Here is a 16,399-nt window from a genome sequence, read left to right as displayed (position 1 = left end):
TTTCAACTAAAAACTAGCGATTGCTTTTGATGCCTGTTGGCGGTTGTGCTTATTTTTTTTGGTTGTGTTTTAAAAATCTATCGATAATAATTTGCCCAGCTTCAGTTAAATTGTTTCCATCTAATTCTACAAGTCCAGCATTCACCAAATGAATTTTTCCCCATCGATTTTTGTTTTTTCCTTGCTTTATATCTATTAAATCTTTGATATCACTTTCGGTTAGGCCTAAAGCTTTTGAAATAATTTCGGTATTATCAGAAATTAATTTTTCTGCATCTTTTGATTTACCTTGCTTTTCTAAATCTATTGCTTCTTTAATGGTTTGCTCCATATGTTCCTTAGCCTGAATTTTAATGTTCCATGATCCTAAACTTCCCTCAATATTAGCAAGCCGACCAAATAATTGTTTTATGTTCTTTTTAAATATAAGAAGTATTACAATTATAACAATTGGCCAAGTAATAATCTTTAGTAATTCAATTATTATTTTTAAAGTTTCGTAGGTAGTCATATTGTTCTTTTGAAATTATTAAATTATTTGTTGATGCAAAATCTAAAATAATTTTTTCAATAAACTTGATTAATTCATCTTTATCGAAATTGCATCCAATTTGCACGTTATCTTCAAGTCTATTTTTATAAAAAGATTGTAAAGAATCTCCAGTAGGATTTATAACGCCTAAGACTAATGGTCCAGCAATATGAAATTGGCTAGAAAATCCTCTAGGTCCATAATATCCAGTTTTATTGAATCGAAATCTAAACCCTTTTTTGTCAATTTGTTTTTCAGTCCAAAAATTTCTTTCTTTTAATTTTGATTCAAATTCATCAATTATTTCTTGGATCGAATTAATATTGGTTTCATAAGCTTTTTGTTCTTCTTCATGAATAAACTTACGTTGATCATTTGATAAAATATGTTCTTCATGAATTTTTAAAACATTATCAATATTACTCCAAAAGTCTTGTCTTTCCATAATATTTATTATTTACGATTTGTAGCATTACCGCCAGCGTTCTCTTGTAGCAAGTGTTTTGCGCTGGCTTTTCTTAACGATTTACCAAATTATTAAATTATTTTCAACGTCAAATCCTTTAGCTTCAACTTTTCCTGTTTCAGTAAATCCGTATTTTCCATTATCATTTTCGGATACGGTCAATTCATTTCTCAAAATATGTGTAAGTTCAAGATTATTGCCTAAAACATAATCTGAATTAATGGCGAAATTAATTCCTTGTCCACCAAATGGAACACTTGGATAATAAATTCCGTCAACCTTTCCTTGTGAATGTGCAAGAGCAACGTTGCAATAAGCAGTTGTAATTATATAAGTTTTGGGATCATTTTTGGCAGATTTTCTAAATTTATCAAATAGAAATCTATAGAATAGAATTGTTGCACCTCTTTTTTCTGAGTCCGTTTGTTCAAGAAAAGTTTCCATAACTGCTCCGTGTTCTTTGTCATATTCTGAAACTCTGTTTTCCTTGTCTGGTGTAGTTATTATTATTCCAATCAAAGGCTTTTTTAATTTCCAACGACCAATAGTGACAAAAACCTTGTCCCCGAAATCTTTTGTGTCAGACCAATATTCTACTAACTCTGCAAATGAAGTTGGTCTGTTTTCCGAACAGTAGAATTTTGATTGATTTGGACGATTACATCTCGCAAAACTTTTAACGAATTGATTTGGTGTAATTGCAATATCGGATATTAATGGAAAAAAATCATCTGTTTCGTGAGTTCTTGTTCTAAAAAAAACTGATTTTTCTGGAATTTCATATTGCAATACTGGAAGACCTCCGATTGTTAAGTATGCCAAAACTGCTTTTTCATAAGCATATTCATTTTCCGGATTAATTGCTTCTAATAGCGCAATTGCTTTTTGTACTTTTTCTACAGTCATTTTCGGTTTTGATTTTTTTAAGCTTGCGCACAATTTTTTTATACTCGCTCCAAACTAGTGCCTATACACCCAAAATTGGGTAGCTTATCGAAGGTTTGTTTCGCTTTTTCTTTTTTCAAATATATTTAAATATTCTTACAAAATATTCTGTTTGTGAAATAAAATTTTCCTTGTAGCAGGGTTTGCGTGAGGGATGGCAGCGAGCGGAGCTCTCCCGATTTTTCATCGGGAAGCGGGAGTGTACAACCCGACCCTGATGGAACGGAGTGGAAGCAGGGTCACGCCCAAAAAAAAAGTCGTAAAAAAAATCCGACTGGTTTGCACCAATCGGATTTCTATAATTATAAGGATGAGATTGCCCCCTTCCTCGCAATGACTACTAAATGTGAATTACCTCACCGTAAGCAGCAGCAACTGCTTCCATAACCGCCTCACTCATGGTTGGGTGTGGGTGGATTGCTTTAAGGATTTCGTGACCTGTAGTTTCCAATTTACGGGCTACAACTGCCTCAGCAATCATATCAGTAACTCCGGCACCAATCATGTGACATCCTAACCACTCTCCGTATTTAGCATCAAAGATTACTTTTACAAATCCGTCCGCATTTCCTGAAGCTTTTGCTTTTCCTGAAGCTACGAATGGGAATTTTCCAATTTTTAAATCGTATCCTTTTTCTCTGGCTGCTTTTTCAGTTAAACCTACAGAAGCAATTTCAGGAGTAGCATAAGTACAACCCGGTACGTTTCCGTAATCGATAGGCTCTACATGCATACCTGCAATTTTTTCCACACAGTTGATTCCTTCAGCAGAAGCAACGTGAGCTAAAGCCTGTCCAGGAGTTACGTCACCAATAGCGTAGTAACCAGGAATGTTAGTAGCATTGTAAGCGTTTACGATAATTTTATCTCTGTCAGTAGCAATACCTACTTCTTCTAAACCAATATTTTCGATGTTCGTTTTGATTCCAACAGCTGATAATAAAATATCTGCTTCAAGAATTTCTTCTCCCTTAGCTGTTTTAACAAATGCTTTAACTCCTTTTCCTGTTGTGTCAATTTTCTCAACAGAAGAATTAGTCATTACAGTAATTCCGGATTTTTTCAAAGCTTTTTCAAATTCTTTAGAAATATCCTCATCTTCTACAGGAACAACATTTGGCATAAATTCAACGATAGTAACCTCAGTTCCCATAGAGTTATAGAAGTGAGCAAACTCTACTCCAATAGCTCCTGAACCAACGATAATCATCTTTTTAGGTTGTTCTGGCAAAGTCATTGCCTGACGGTAACCAATTACTTTTACACCATCTTGTGGTAAGTTTGGTAACTCACGAGAACGTGCGCCAGTTGCAATGATAATATGATCCGCACTGTATTCAGTAACAGTTCCGTCCTGAGCAGTAACGTCTAATTTTTTACCTGGTTTTAATTTTCCAAAACCATTAATAACGTCGATTTTGTTTTTCTTCATCAGGAAAGTAATTCCTTTGCTCATTCCATCAGCTACATTACGGCTACGTTGAATAACCGCAGGGAAATCCTTGTCAAATTCAGAAACAGTTAATCCGTAATCAGAAGCGTGTTTTAAATAATCAAAAACCTGAGCCGATTTTAATAATGCTTTTGTTGGGATACAACCCCAGTTCAAACAAACTCCACCTAAGTTTTCTTTTTCAACTACGGCTACTTTAAAGCCTAATTGTGATGCTCTGATAGCAGTTACATATCCGCCTGGACCACTTCCTAAAACAATAACGTCGTATTTCATTTTATGTATTTTATTTGGTTATAAAAAAATGAATTTTGCCGAGGCATTTTCATTTTATATTAATTTCTAAAATATTTGAGACTGCGAATTTAAGGATTTATTCTGTTTTTGAAACTCCCAAAAGCACAAACTTTTAACAGAATGCTGTTTATAAACCGTGATTTTTCGAAATCTAACAAAATAGATTCGGTTTCTTATATATTTTTAGGAATCCATCAATGCTATTGTTTCTAATAGTTTCGAAAATTATAGTTTAATAAGAGCGTTTTCTGAGTATCTGTCTATATTGTTTTTTGACCGCAAATTCGCAAATTTAAAAACATTTTATAAATAAATAATTTGCGAATTTGTGGTCAAAATTTATAATCAACCCACCATTTTTTGTTTTCTAATCAGTAACCAAATTACAATTGGTGCGCCAAAAATAGAAGTTACGGCATTAATCGGCAGGGTGATTTCACCACCCGGAACCTGCGAAATGGTATCGCAAATAAGCATGATTATGGCGCCCAGCAGTAAGGTGCTCCAAAACAAAACAGTATGATTGCTGGTATGAAAAACCAATTTGGCTATATGCGGAACAGCCAGGCCAATGAAGGCTATCGGACCGGCAAATGCAGTAATGCTTCCCGCCAGAATACTCGTAGCAAATATAATAACCAACCTTGCTTTGTTGTAATTCAATCCTAAACTTCGGGCGTAATTTTCGCCAAGAAGCAAAGCATTCAAAGCTTTGATACTGGCTAAACTCAAAAGTAATCCTGTTATAACACAAGCAAATAAAATAACGATAGAAGTCCATGAAAGATTTCCTAAATTTCCCAGAGACCAAAAGGTGAATTTTTGCAGTTGTTCGGCAGTACTAAAAAAACTCAAAGTGCCTACAATTGCTGTACTTAAACTACCAAACATCAATCCGACGATTAATATACTCATGGTGTCACGCAGCCGAACAGAAACTAATAAAACCGCCAATAAAACCGCCGAACTTCCAATGGTGGAAGCCAGTACAATACCGTAGGACGAAAGGACGATTTCCTGTAAAAAAGCTGGAAGTAAGCCTGCTCCTAAAATTACAAAAGCAACTCCTAAACTAGCACCGGAACTCAATCCCAAAACATAAGGTCCGGCTAAGGGATTTCTAAATAAAGTTTGCATCAGTAAACCACTAATGGATAGTCCGATTCCAACCAGAATTACCGTGATGGCTTTCGGTAAGCGGTAATCCATAATGATGTATTCCCAGGTCGATTTGCTGGCATGTTCACCAATTAAACTATGATAGACTTCTTTGAAAGGAATTGTTATTGACCCCAGGCTAATGTTGATGAAAAACAAAAAAAGCAGTCCTGTAACAAGATAGAAGAATAGAATAGTATTTTGTTTTTGATTTCTCAATGGAAATTAATTTAGTTTTTGTGCAAAAGTAAAATTATAATCGGGCAATAATTCAGGATGGAAAATTTTGATGTAATCTTTCAGAACCAAATCCGGTCGGCTTGGAGCTAATTCATAATAAATAGTCCCTCCGGTAGTACCAAACTTGCTTTCAAAAGTATAAACGTTTTTAGTTGTAAAAGCATTAAACTGTTTATAATGAGGGTTGTTACCGGCTAATTCATTTAGGTTTTTAAACGATCCTGTAGCGATCCAGACATCAGCATTTTTTGCTTTTTCCAATATGTTTTCAAAAGCTAGCCCCAGACTTCCACTGCCTTCAACATCAGCCCATAAATAATTGGATTTGGCGTCTTTCATAAATTCGGCAACCCAACTGTTTCCTTTGGCTACAAACCATTGATTTTGATACATCGAACCATATAAAACGGTTGAATCAGCTTTTTCATTGGCGACTAATTCTAAAGCTTCATTATAGTTTTTTACAATGTCATCAAAAAGTTCTTTCCCTTCTTTTTCTTTGCCAAATAAAGCTGCGTAGAGTTTAATCCATTCGGCTTTTCCCAGCGGGGATTGTTCCATCCAATCAGCTTGAATGAGTACGTTTAAACCACTTTTTTCTAAGTTAGCAATCATCGGATTATTATTATCAACTCCAAAAGTTACAATAGCTTCGGGAGCTAAATCAATCAGTTTTTCGATGTTTAAACGTTCGTTTTGACCTACATTTTTCACTGTCCCGGCATCAATCAATTTTCGGGTTTTAATGGAAGAAATGTAATCGGTGTGTGGAAAACCAACCAAATATTTTTCTGCGTTTAGCATTTCTAAAAAAGGAATATTCGTGGTGGAAGTAACCACGATAGATTTTAGAGGAATACTTAATTGGGTATATTTTTGCAAGCTGTCCGGAATAGTAGCATTTTTTTCTTTTAAGATATAAGTGAAATCTTTATTGGCATCCGGCCAGGGATTTAAAACCTGCACAATCGAATAACCATCGTATTTGTAAATGGAAAGATTGCTGGAATATTCAATTTCGTTTTTGACAGCTTGAATGGTTTGCGTGTTTTTATTTTCGGTCTTTTTACAGCTTAAGCATAAACTAAAAAGGATCAGGAAAATGATTTTTTGAAAAAGAGTTTTCATATTGCCATTTGGGATTTTGAGCAAAGGTAAAAGAAAATATAAAAAAAGTTCCTGTTTATTTTTTAGGATAAAAAAATGAACAAATACTATCTTTACCTCATGAATACTATAAAAGTCAAATGTTGTTCTTCTTGTGGCATCTCTTTTAACTGTGGCGATAGCAGCACGGATAAAAAGTGTTGGTGTAATGATTTTCCGCCCATTTTTTCGCTTTCTGAAGGAGCCGATTGTTTGTGTCCCGAATGTTTTAAAAATAGCTGTTCGCTCAAAATTGACGAATATGTTAGCACAATTACTCCGGAAAAAGCCTTAGATAACAAAGCGAAAGATTTGCCTAAAACAACGCATTTAATTGAAGGAATTGATTATTATTTAGAAAACGGGAATTATGTTTTCAAAGCCTGGTTTCATCTCAAAAGAGGCAGTTGCTGCGGCAATGGTTGTCGTCATTGTCCATACTAAAAAAGTTATGAGTTATGGGAAATGAGTTGTGAGGTACAGGAGAGTTTAATATTTAGGGAATACAATTAGAAATTAAGATGTATAATTAACCATTTATAATTAAAAATGATCTATTTCATAACAGGAGGAGAGCGCTCCGGGAAAAGCAGTTATGCTGAAAATATAGCCAAAGAATTATCGGAAAGACCTATGTATGTAGCAACGGCTCGAAAATGGGATGATGATTTTCAAAAACGAATTGACCGTCATCAAAAAGATCGTGACGAGCGTTGGATTAATGTTGAAAAAGAAAAGTTTTTGAGCGAAATTGATTTTTCAGGTCAGGTTGCTGTAATTGATTGTGTAACTTTATGGTTGACTAATTTTTTTGTGGATACAAAAAATGATGTGGAACTGAGTTTGAGTCAAGCAAAGGCTGAATTTGAAGCTGTGGCAAATCAACCGAATGCTACTATCATTATTATTTCAAATGAAATAGGAATGGGGGTTCATGCTGATACACACATTGGTCGGAAATTCACCGAATTACAAGGTTGGATGAATCAATATTTAGCCAAAAAAGCCGATAAAGTTGTGTTGATGGTTTCCGGAATTCCGGTAACAATAAAAGGGTAATTCGGTTTTTTTAGTTGGTTAAAAACGAAAAGCAAATTTGATGAAAACATTAGATGAAATAATAAAATCACGCCGGGACACCCGTCATTTTACTTCAGATCCTGTTCCTGATGCGGTGATAGAAAAAGCTTTGCAGGCGGGACATTGGGCACCATCAGTAGGCTTGACCGAAGCGACAAAATATTATTTAATTCATTCGGCTGAAATTAAAAAGGCTGTGAAGAATTTGTTTTTAGAATACGATCAAAAAGCCGCTAAAAGTACCGATGACGAATTGCAAAAAGCGCAATATCAGGCTTTAAAACTCGAAGCTATTGAAGAAGCTCCTTTAGGTTTGGTAATTTGTTATGATCGTTCGGTGCTGAATCATTTTACAATTGGAACCGTAGGAAGTAACGAAGCGATTAAGTTTAGTGCCGTTTGTGCGGCGCAAAATATTTGGCTTTCACTTACGGAGCAAGGCTATTCGATGGGCTGGGTTTCGATTTTGAATTATTACCAATTCAAGAAGATACTAGGGTTGCCCGAACATATCGAACCTCTGGGGTATTTTTGCGTAGGCAAACCGGCAACCGATTATGATAAGCAGCCGATGTTGCAACAACTGCATTGGAAGCAAAAATCAGAAGCGCCTTGTGTAACTGAGATTAAGGCTCTTTCCTTAATTGATGAAAAAGTAAAAGAAAACAATCCGATTTTGCAAAAGGATAGTAAATTTTCGGCAATTGCTTTGCAACATAAAATAGATCAAAAAACCAAACCAACGGGGTCATTGGGTATTCTTGAAAAATTGGCTTTACAAATAGGAACGGTTTTTCAAACCTTAACGCCCGAAATTAAACAGCCTCATTTGGTTGTTTTTGTAGCCGATCATGGTATTGCACAATATGGGGTGAGCGCTTATCCGCAGGATGTAACCCGCCAGATGATTACTAATTTTTTGGAAGGTGGTGCGGCAATTAATGTGTTTTGCAAGCAAAATAAAATTGCTCTTTCGATTGTAGATTCGGGGGTGAATTATGATTTTCCTTCGAATACAAAATTGATTTCGGCTAAGGCTGATAAGGGAACACATTCTTTTTTGAGTGGTTCGGCAATGAGCAAAATGCAAATGGAATTCTGTTTTGCTAAAGGCGCTGAAATTGTGACGAATATCGCCAAGCAGGGCAGTAATTGTGTTGGTTTTGGCGAAATGGGAATTGGAAATACCGCTACGGCTTCGGTTTTGATGAGTGTGTTGTGTAATTTTTCCATCGAAGATTGTGTGGGCAGAGGCACGGGAGTTACTGACGAAAAACTGGAATTCAAAATTGATATTTTAAGAAAAGCGATTGAAAATTATAAAGGCTCAAAGGATTTAGATAGTTATTTGACTCATTTTGGAGGATTTGAAATTTTACAAATGGCAGGCGGAATGCTCGAAGCATTTCAGCAAAATATGATTTTTTTGGTGGATGGTTTTATTTGCAGCGTAGCTTTTTTAATTGCTTTTAAAAAGAATCCGGAAATTTTAAAAAATGCTATTTTTAGTCATCAATCGGCTGAGAAAGCACATAAAAAACTATTGGATTATTTGGGCGTAAATGCTGTCCTTCAATTGGATTTACGCTTAGGAGAAGGAACAGGTTGTGCATTGGTTTTTCCAATTGTGCAATCGGCGGTGGCTTTTTTAAATGAAATGGCAAGTTTTGAAAGTGCCGGAGTGAGTGAGAAATAGTTTGGCTAAAGCCAATTTTGGAAAGAACTCCATATGCCTCCAGATAAATCTGGAGGCAATTCAATACTGGATTTGATTTTTGAAGAGATAATTATTTGAGTTATGAAGCTTTTTATGGATTGCCAATAGCTTTAGCTATTGGAACAAAAGATAATCTTTGATTGGGCTTTAGCCAAATTTTTAAAAACAATTAAAAAAATAAAGAGATGCCATTTGTAAAAGTCTATATTCATTGTGTTTGGAGTACTAAAAACAGAATTCCTTATTTAGATTCAATTGAATTGCGTCAAAAAGTTTGGCAGTATATTCGGGAAAATGCCAATCAAAAAGGAATTTTTATAGATTTTATAAATGGATATTCTGATCATTGTCATTGTCTTATTTCGTTAGGAGTTGATCAAAATATTCAAAAAGTAATGCAACTTATAAAAGGAGAATCTTCTTTTTGGATTAATAAGAATGAGTTAACGAAAGAGAAATTTGAATGGCAGGATGAATATTTTGCAGTTTCAGTATCAGAATCTATTGTTGATAAAGTTAGGGATTACATTAAAAATCAAGAGACACATCATACAAAGAAAACTTTCCAAGAGGAATATGATGAGTTTATACTGAGATATGGATTTAAAAAAATGATAAATTAGAAATAAGAGCGATAACTATAAATAATGAAAAAAGAACTCCATATATTTTTTACAGCCTTAATGTTTTATACCCGGATTCCCTGTCCTAAAAACATAAATCATCATCCGGATTACTTAAATAAAGCTTCCAGATATTTTCCATTAGTTGGTTGGATTGTAGGAGGAATTAGTTTTTTGATTTTTTATATGACTTCCTTTCTTTTTTCAGTTGAAATTGCGGTGTTGCTTTCAATGATTACTGGGGTTTTAGTCACCGGAGCTTTTCATGAAGATGGTTTTGCCGATGTATGTGACGGTTTTGGCGGCGGCTGGACTAAGGAAAAAATCCTGATGATTATGAAGGACAGTGCTATAGGGGCTTTTGGTGCGATTGGTTTAGTATTGCTTTTTTTATTGAAATTTGAAAGTTTGGTCGAATTAATAAGGATAAATCAAAGTTCAAATTTTGAGATTTTGCTTTTATTCTTGGCTGCTCATGCAGTAAGTCGTTTGGCTGCTATCTCCATTGTTTTTACCCATGAATATTCAAGAGAAGATGCCACAAGCAAAAGTAAGCCTATTGCAAAGGCTTACAGTTGGAGAGAGGTTTTAGGCGCTTTCTTTTTTGGATTGTTTCCTTTGTTGCTGTTGTCCTGTTTTTATTGGCAAATTTGGGCTGTTTTACTTCCGGTTTTTCTTAGCCGATTTTTCTTAGCCCGATATTTTCAAAAATGGATTGGCGGTTATACAGGCGATTGTCTGGGGGCAACGCAACAAGTTTGTGAAGTGGTTTTTTATTTATCAGCAATTGCAATATGGAAATTTATTTAGTGCGTCATACCGAAACAATTTGTGAAAAAGGCATTTGTTACGGTCAGTCAGATGTGGGTTTGAAAGAACCTTTTTTAGAACAATTTGAATCTATAAGAACGCAAATTCCTAATGAAGCTATTGTTTATTCCAGTCCGTTAAAGCGTTGTGTTCAATTGGCTGATTTTTTAGCCTCTTCAATTACGACTGATTTCCGATTAATGGAAATGGATTTTGGAGATTGGGAAATGAAAAAATGGGATGCTATTCCGGAAACTGATTTTACTCCCTGGATGAATGATTTTGTAAATGTTAGTGTTCCTAACGGAGAATCTTTTGTGGATTTACATCATCGGGTGACTGATTTTTGGAAGGAAAAAATTATTCCAAATAGTGCAGAAAAAATAGTGATAGTGACTCATGCCGGAGTGATTAGAAGTATTCTTTGTGCGATTTCTAATTTGCCTTTAAAAGATGCTTTTATGAATAAAGTAGATTTTGGGGCTGTCTTAAAATTAGAACTTTAATTTTAACTTGTTTTTTGTTAAGGTGTTGGTTTTTAGTGTTTTGTTTTGCTGGAATCAAATGTATAGATAAATTTGATTTTTAGCTGAATTAAGTTTTATCTTTGCCGCCGTATTGAGGTTGCTGTTTTTCGATTAGGAAAATAGCATTAAAAGGGAATCAAGTGATTGATGAATGTTGATTAACGATTTTAGATTTCAGAATTTTTTTTGCAATCTAAAAATTAAGGATTACTAATCAAAAATCTTGAGCTGTACCCGCAACTGTAAGCTATCAAGCTTGTTGTTATCTACAAAACCACTGTTTTAATTGTAGATTTTAGAATTCAGATTTTAGGTTATATCTAAAATCAAAAATCTAAAATCAAAAATTGGATGGGAAGGTCAACAACAAGACGCAAGCCAGGAGACCTGCCTATTACATCGAGTATCAAACTTTCGGGAAAAAAGGTTTGGGTATGGGTAATTCTATGCTTTTCTCCCAATTAGTAGTCATGTAGCAGTAGTACTGTTACTAAATGTTTTATTAAAATGAACAAAAAAATCGTTCGTATTAGTGCGTTATTCGTATTAATAAGTACTTGTGCTCTTGCACAAAAAAAAGGAGTTGTTTTGTCGGGAACCAATGAATTAGATGAGGTGGTTATTTCGGATTCTAAGTTTGCTTTGCCAAAAGAAAAATCGGGAAAAGTAATTGTTAAAATCACTTCAGATGATTTGAAAAAAAGGCCGGGACAATCCATCGCTCAGGTTTTAAGTACTGTTGCAGGAGTAGAAATTAACGGAAATCAGAGTGGCGCAGGAAAGGATTTGAAATATTCAATTCGTGGAGGACGCAATCGTCAAACTTTAATTTTAATTGATGGGATTCCGGTAACTGATGCGTCTAATATTAATTTAGAATACGATTTACGTTTAATTCCGGTGGAACAGGTTGAAAGTATAGAGGTAATGAAGGGGGCGGCGAGTACACTTTATGGTACGGGAGCGGCAACAGGAGTGATTAATATTACTTTGAAAAAGGCCGAGAAGAAAGCTATTGCCGGAAATGTGTATCTGAATGTGGGTACGCAAACCACAGCTCAGGAAAAAGATTATTCAGCTCAGGAATACAATCAGGGATTTTCATTTAATGGAAAAACAGAAAAGTTTAATTATTTTGGAGCTTTAAACAGTTCTGAAGTTGGCGGAATGTCTCAGGCCAGACCGACTAATGATGCTGAAAAATTTGAAGATGATTATTCTTCCAGAGTAAATAGTATTGTGAAACTTGGATTTACACCAACAAAAAAATTAAGTTTTGATTTTTTTGCCAATTACGATCGTCTTAAATATGATTTTGATACCGATTCTTTTATTGATAATTTAAGTAATTATGGAAAATCAGAGCAATTTCGTGTAGGTTTTTCTCCAAAGTATAAATATGAAAAAGGAGAATTAGTGGTTAATACTGCCGTGGGGTGGATGAACAGAGATTCATATAGTTATGAAAGTTTATCGACTTATAAGTCAAGAAATGTAAATGCAGATGCATTTAATAAATACCAAATTTCAGAAGAATTATTTGTTATTGGCGGGGCGCAATTTCAGTTTTTTGATATGGTTAATTTAACGCCTTATGGAGATATTCAAAATGAATTGGCCAAATTCAATATTATAGATCCTTATGCTACATTGGTTTATAATTCGGATTTTGGATTCAATGTTAATGCCGGAGCAAGGTTAAATATTCATAGTAAATACGGGAATAATTTTGTGTACAACATCAATCCATCGTTTTCTTTTTCAGAGATTCCTTTGAAATTGGTGAGTTCCTACAGTACCGCTTATATTACGCCAAGTTTGTATCAGTTGTATGCTTCATTTTATGGGAATTTAGATTTAAAACCAGAGAAAAACAGTACGGTTGAAGCTGGTTTTGAATTGGATTTATGGAATAAAAAAATCAATGTAAATGCCGTGGCATTTTATAGAGAAGAAGATAATTCTATTGTTTTTGTCTCAGCTGCTTATGATAATATCGACGGGAAGTATAATGCTAAAGGAGTTGAAACTATGTTTACTTATGCTGTAACTAAACAATTAAATCTGATAGGAAATTATACTTTTACTCAGGTAGAAAAAGCTTTGAATTTGTATGTGCCAAAACACAAAGTAAATGCTGCAGTTGAGTATCAACCAACGACCCGAACTTTTTTTAATGTAAGTTATCAGTTTGTGGATAAAAAGCCGGATGCTTTGTTTGATCCGGTGACTTACGAACAAACTTCGGTTGTTACAGCTGCTTATAAATTATTGAATGCAACGGCTAAGTACGAGCTAATCAAAAATCGAATGACAGTATTTGCTTCAGCGACAAATATTTTAAATGAAGACTTTTATGAAGTAATTGGGTATAATACCCGGGGAAGAAATTTTAAATTAGGGTTGAATATCAATTTGTAATTGATTTTCTTTTACAAATGAAAATGCCGCTATATAGCGGCATTTTTGTTTGTATAGGATTCTGTTTTTATTGTAATTTTGAAAGATATTCTGAAATCGAATTAGCAATTTTATCTTGAGAATCACCGTCAGTTAAGTATTTAAAATCATTTTCATTGGTTAAATATCCCAGTTCTAAAAGTAATGCAGGAGCTTTGGTATTTTTAAGTATGAAAAAAGGAGCTGTTTTAAGTGTATTTATTTTGATAAAATTATTTTCTGAAAGTTTCGTGCTTAACTCATTTGCTATTTCTGTAGATTTTTTTGAAAAATCATTTTGAGTAGCAATAAAGAATTCTGCCCCGGATTTTTGATTATCTCTATTGGCATTGACATGTATCGATAAAACTAAATCCGGTTTAAGTTCATTGATGAAATTCACCCTATCCTGTAAGCTTACAAATTGATCTTCAGTTCTGGTAAAATAAAGTTGAACATCTTTGTTGGTAGATTTAATTTTTTTTGCGATCTGTTCTACAATATTTTTTTCATGAATGTTTTTAATAGTAGCACCAAAATCAGTACCACCATGTCCTAAATCAATGACTACGTTGATTTTTTTTGGGGCAAAATCTGTTGATTTTTCAAATCCAAAGGATACAATTACTAGTGAAATTAGTAACAAATAAACAATTTTTTTCATAAGGTTTGTTTTAAATGGTTGATTGTTACTAATGTAAACTATTTTTTAATAAAATTATTGTATTTCTGTGCTAAAATACATCATGTTTTGTCCTCTAAGTATTTTAGAATCATTTAAATATTTAAAATCAGGGATTGTTTTTTCAGGGACAATGAATTTAGAAGTTCCGGTAATTTTTCCAATGGCGGTACTTAATAAAGGTTCGCTGGGATCTCCCAAAACCCCCAGCGTTTTTATTCTTTCGGTTAGTTGGTAATCCGGTTTTAAACCCGTATAAAAATAATCTCCAAAACCTGCTGCATTTACAGAGTAGGCAACTATAAGCTGCATGGCATAACGATGGCTGGGGTTTACATTTGCCTTAGTGTAAGTAGGAGAGTCATAAAGGGTAACCGAAGCTACATTTTTCCCATAGGTATAATCGCCTATTTGAATAACATTGATATAAGGATCAAGACCGTTAATAATAAGTTCGCTGGCTGATGCTGTACTTCTGGTAGTTAATACATAAACGGTAGAAAGATTCAAACTGTTTAAAGGATTTCCGCTTAGAGTACTAACAAAAGTATATTTTCGGTTAAGGAAGGATTTTTTTTCGTTATAAGCCAATTCATTAAAAATTTTCCCGGTGAATTGTCCGGTAATTAAACTGGCCAAGCGGGCTGCAGTTGCTACAGAGCCTCCTCCATTGTATCTTAAATCTAAAACTAAATCAGTAACGTTTTCTGATTTAAAATAGCCAAAAGCATCATTGAGTTGAGTGTCGTAAGAGGGATAGAATCCATTATACATTAGATAACCAATTTTATGTGTTCCATTTGTAATTACTTTTTTTAGGAAAATCGGATTTTCGGCTAGCGTTGTTTTGGTTAAATCAAAGCTTTTTCCATTGGGTGTAATTACCGGATTGTTATTGGAATCATAAGTTAAATCGGCAAAATTCATAACATAATTTTCGTTTGAACTAAATAATAAGCTACGAAAATTATTCTGAGTTAAGCTTATTCCATTGATGCCATAAAAGACTTCACCTCTTTTTATATCTTTTGTTGAGGCGTCAGAGTTAGGGATGATATACTGTACGTATCCAATTATTTGATTGCTATTATTAGGAAGGGCACTAAGGCCAAATTCAATACCATTGCTTTTGGAAGTACCGTCTAATTGTTGTTCTAAAGTAAGATAATCGCTCACAATCCAGCTGTCGCGATCTACAGCACCATATTGTGCTGCATCATCCGATCCAGGAGGACGGTATAATAAACTTTGAAATAAATCTTCGGGAGTATATTGTTCCAGAAAATCATAATATTCTAAGTTATTATTGAATCGGTTATCTGCTAAATTAGGAACATCGGTCTGCCATAAATAGAGTTCGTTTAATCCTCTCCAAATAAATTTTTGAACATCCAAATCGGTTGGTTCAGGCAATTTATCATCATAATCCTGACAACTTTGGAAGGACAAAAATGCAGCAAAAAAGCAGAGTAAATAAAGCTGTTGTTTTCTCATAATTCGAATATCGATTAGGGCTTTAAGTGTAAAAGTACTATCTTTAGTTTTATAATTTGTGATTTTTATAACAAAGAAAATTAAAATCAGAGTGTAAATTTACCTATTTTGCGGCTGTGTAGATAAAATTTTTTTGGCACAATAATGGTAATACTTTCAATAAAACAGAGAATAATTTTAATATAAAAACATGAAAATGAGAAAAATACTGATTACTTTGTTGATTGTCTTTGCTTCTGGTTCGTTTTACGGTCAGACGGTTTTTGACCAATTTGACGGTCAGGAAGAGATTGTTTCGGTAATAGTGAATAAAAAAATGTTTGAATTAATGAGTAAGGTAAAAGTGGATGCTTCCGACAAAGAGACCTTACAATATTTGAAATTAATTCAAAATTTAGACGATTTAAGAGTTTTTTCAACGACTAATAGTACGGCGGCTAAAAAAATGAGAGATGTTGCCGATAGTTACATTAAATCAGCTTCTTTGGAAGAGTTGAAAAAAGTAAATGAAAACGGAAAACAAGTTACTATTGATGTGAAACGCGCCGGAAATAACAACCAACTCAAAGAGTTTGTGATGTTTATTGATGACGATGCTAATGGAATTAACCGTTCGGTCTTGATGTCGTTAACCGGGGTTTTTAGTTTAAATGACATTCCAATTTTAACCGATAAAATGCAAATTCCGGGAGGAACCGAACTTAAAAAACTTACCCAAAAATAAGTTAATTTCAAATCATAAAAAAAGCTGTTTCTTATCGGAAACAGCTTTTTTAGTTTTAGAAGTTAT

The 16,399-nt window shown here is 34.0% G+C and carries 16 protein-coding genes and 1 riboswitch; of the genes, 8 read left to right on the top strand and 8 right to left on the bottom strand.

Translation table 11 applies throughout. From position 1 onward, the window contains the following. Positions 1–49: 49 nt before the first annotated feature. The 6 genes from B6A10_RS04640 to B6A10_RS04615 form a co-directional block, all read right to left on the bottom strand. On the bottom strand, positions 50–511 hold the full coding sequence (locus B6A10_RS04640) for a hypothetical protein (RefSeq protein ID WP_188219898.1): 462 nt from the start codon (positions 509–511) through the stop codon (positions 50–52). Beyond that, positions 477–977 carry a hypothetical protein gene (locus tag B6A10_RS04635; protein ID WP_188219897.1) on the bottom strand — a complete coding sequence of 167 codons (501 nt, stop codon included), beginning with the start codon at positions 975–977 and terminating at the stop codon, positions 477–479. The genes B6A10_RS04640 and B6A10_RS04635 overlap by 35 nt, the downstream gene beginning before the upstream one ends. Before the next feature lie 81 nt (positions 978–1,058). Then, the gene (locus B6A10_RS04630) at positions 1,059–1,904 is read right to left on the bottom strand and encodes an RES domain-containing protein (RefSeq protein WP_188219896.1); all 846 of its coding nucleotides are present in this window, start codon (positions 1,902–1,904) and stop codon (positions 1,059–1,061) included. Positions 1,905–2,283: 379 nt separating this feature from the next. Further along, positions 2,284–3,672: a dihydrolipoyl dehydrogenase gene (lpdA, locus tag B6A10_RS04625; protein ID WP_188219895.1), complete on the bottom strand. Its 1,389-nt coding sequence runs from the start codon at positions 3,670–3,672 to the stop codon at positions 2,284–2,286. A gap of 366 nt (positions 3,673–4,038) precedes the next feature. After that, the gene (locus B6A10_RS04620; RefSeq protein ID WP_188219894.1) at positions 4,039–5,070 is read right to left on the bottom strand and encodes an iron ABC transporter permease; all 1,032 of its coding nucleotides are present in this window, start codon (positions 5,068–5,070) and stop codon (positions 4,039–4,041) included. A 6-nt stretch (positions 5,071–5,076) separates the two neighbouring features. Next, positions 5,077–6,219 (bottom strand): ABC transporter substrate-binding protein, encoded by a 1,143-nt coding sequence (locus B6A10_RS04615; RefSeq protein WP_188219893.1) that lies wholly within the window; start codon positions 6,217–6,219, stop codon positions 5,077–5,079. 75 nt (positions 6,220–6,294) lie between these two features. On the opposite strand from B6A10_RS04615, the gene B6A10_RS04610 reads away from it, so the two are divergent. The 7 genes from B6A10_RS04610 (at position 6,295) to B6A10_RS04580 (ending at position 13,415) form a co-directional block, all read left to right on the top strand. After that, positions 6,295–6,681 (top strand): DUF5522 domain-containing protein, encoded by a 387-nt coding sequence (locus B6A10_RS04610; RefSeq protein WP_238929362.1) that lies wholly within the window; start codon positions 6,295–6,297, stop codon positions 6,679–6,681. Between the two features lie 105 nt (positions 6,682–6,786). Then, the gene (gene cobU / locus B6A10_RS04605) at positions 6,787–7,296 is read left to right on the top strand and encodes a bifunctional adenosylcobinamide kinase/adenosylcobinamide-phosphate guanylyltransferase (protein WP_188219892.1); all 510 of its coding nucleotides are present in this window, start codon (positions 6,787–6,789) and stop codon (positions 7,294–7,296) included. Between the two features lie 40 nt (positions 7,297–7,336). Further along, positions 7,337–9,013, top strand: a complete 1,677-nt coding sequence (gene cobT / locus B6A10_RS04600; RefSeq protein ID WP_084817127.1) for a nicotinate-nucleotide--dimethylbenzimidazole phosphoribosyltransferase — start codon at positions 7,337–7,339, stop codon at positions 9,011–9,013. A gap of 206 nt (positions 9,014–9,219) precedes the next feature. Then, positions 9,220–9,657, top strand: coding sequence for an IS200/IS605 family transposase (gene tnpA, locus B6A10_RS04595; protein WP_055093340.1), 438 nt, complete (start codon positions 9,220–9,222; stop codon positions 9,655–9,657). Between the two features lie 24 nt (positions 9,658–9,681). Beyond that, the gene (locus B6A10_RS04590) at positions 9,682–10,467 is read left to right on the top strand and encodes an adenosylcobinamide-GDP ribazoletransferase (protein WP_055093338.1); all 786 of its coding nucleotides are present in this window, start codon (positions 9,682–9,684) and stop codon (positions 10,465–10,467) included. Next, positions 10,452–10,973: an alpha-ribazole phosphatase gene (cobC, locus tag B6A10_RS04585; RefSeq protein WP_055093336.1), complete on the top strand. Its 522-nt coding sequence runs from the start codon at positions 10,452–10,454 to the stop codon at positions 10,971–10,973. The genes B6A10_RS04590 and cobC overlap by 16 nt, the downstream gene beginning before the upstream one ends. A gap of 98 nt (positions 10,974–11,071) precedes the next feature. Then, positions 11,072–11,402, top strand: a riboswitch (cobalamin riboswitch). Positions 11,403–11,501: 99 nt separating this feature from the next. After that, complete coding sequence (locus B6A10_RS04580; RefSeq protein ID WP_055093333.1) at positions 11,502–13,415, top strand: TonB-dependent receptor plug domain-containing protein; 1,914 nt, start codon at positions 11,502–11,504, stop codon at positions 13,413–13,415. Positions 13,416–13,482: 67 nt separating this feature from the next. On the opposite strand, the gene B6A10_RS04575 is transcribed toward B6A10_RS04580, so the two are convergent. Together B6A10_RS04575 and B6A10_RS04570 are read right to left on the bottom strand one after the other, a co-directional pair. Next, entirely contained in the window at positions 13,483–14,097 is a 615-nt protein-coding gene (locus B6A10_RS04575; RefSeq protein WP_055093331.1) for an N-acetylmuramoyl-L-alanine amidase family protein, read from the bottom strand. Between the two features lie 54 nt (positions 14,098–14,151). Continuing rightward, entirely contained in the window at positions 14,152–15,609 is a 1,458-nt protein-coding gene (locus B6A10_RS04570) for a S41 family peptidase (protein ID WP_188219891.1), read from the bottom strand. Between the two features lie 196 nt (positions 15,610–15,805). On the opposite strand from B6A10_RS04570, the gene B6A10_RS04565 reads away from it, so the two are divergent. Further along, a complete protein-coding gene (locus B6A10_RS04565; RefSeq protein WP_055093559.1) occupies positions 15,806–16,333 on the top strand; it encodes a DUF4252 domain-containing protein in 528 nt (175 codons plus the stop codon). The last annotated feature ends 66 nt before the right edge of the window (positions 16,334–16,399 follow it).

The organism is Flavobacterium pokkalii (genome assembly GCF_014596575.1).
In the GTDB taxonomy this organism is placed as follows: domain Bacteria; phylum Bacteroidota; class Bacteroidia; order Flavobacteriales; family Flavobacteriaceae; genus Flavobacterium; species Flavobacterium pokkalii.
The sequence above is the reverse complement of the archived record's forward strand: the minus strand, read 5'-3'. Positions and strand labels throughout refer to the sequence as shown.

What these genes read in the sequence shown, in the direction of transcription:
- B6A10_RS04640 (WP_188219898.1), bottom strand. Translation starts at nt 511, where the DNA reads ATGACTACCTACGAAACTTTAAAAATAATAATTGAATTACTAAAGATT.
- B6A10_RS04635 (WP_188219897.1), bottom strand. Translation starts at nt 977, where the DNA reads ATGGAAAGACAAGACTTTTGGAGTAATATTGATAATGTTTTAAAAATT.
- B6A10_RS04630 (WP_188219896.1), bottom strand. Translation starts at nt 1,904, where the DNA reads ATGACTGTAGAAAAAGTACAAAAAGCAATTGCGCTATTAGAAGCAATT.
- lpdA (WP_188219895.1), bottom strand. Translation starts at nt 3,672, where the DNA reads ATGAAATACGACGTTATTGTTTTAGGAAGTGGTCCAGGCGGATATGTA.
- B6A10_RS04615 (WP_188219893.1), bottom strand. Translation starts at nt 6,219, where the DNA reads ATGAAAACTCTTTTTCAAAAAATCATTTTCCTGATCCTTTTTAGTTTA.
- B6A10_RS04610 (WP_238929362.1), top strand. Translation starts at nt 6,295, where the DNA reads ATGAACAAATACTATCTTTACCTCATGAATACTATAAAAGTCAAATGT.
- cobU (WP_188219892.1), top strand. Translation starts at nt 6,787, where the DNA reads ATGATCTATTTCATAACAGGAGGAGAGCGCTCCGGGAAAAGCAGTTAT.
- cobT (WP_084817127.1), top strand. Translation starts at nt 7,337, where the DNA reads ATGAAAACATTAGATGAAATAATAAAATCACGCCGGGACACCCGTCAT.
- tnpA (WP_055093340.1), top strand. Translation starts at nt 9,220, where the DNA reads ATGCCATTTGTAAAAGTCTATATTCATTGTGTTTGGAGTACTAAAAAC.
- B6A10_RS04590 (WP_055093338.1), top strand. Translation starts at nt 9,682, where the DNA reads ATGAAAAAAGAACTCCATATATTTTTTACAGCCTTAATGTTTTATACC.
- cobC (WP_055093336.1), top strand. Translation starts at nt 10,452, where the DNA reads ATGGAAATTTATTTAGTGCGTCATACCGAAACAATTTGTGAAAAAGGC.
- B6A10_RS04580 (WP_055093333.1), top strand. Translation starts at nt 11,502, where the DNA reads ATGAACAAAAAAATCGTTCGTATTAGTGCGTTATTCGTATTAATAAGT.
- B6A10_RS04575 (WP_055093331.1), bottom strand. Translation starts at nt 14,097, where the DNA reads ATGAAAAAAATTGTTTATTTGTTACTAATTTCACTAGTAATTGTATCC.
- B6A10_RS04570 (WP_188219891.1), bottom strand. Translation starts at nt 15,609, where the DNA reads ATGAGAAAACAACAGCTTTATTTACTCTGCTTTTTTGCTGCATTTTTG.
- B6A10_RS04565 (WP_055093559.1), top strand. Translation starts at nt 15,806, where the DNA reads ATGAGAAAAATACTGATTACTTTGTTGATTGTCTTTGCTTCTGGTTCG.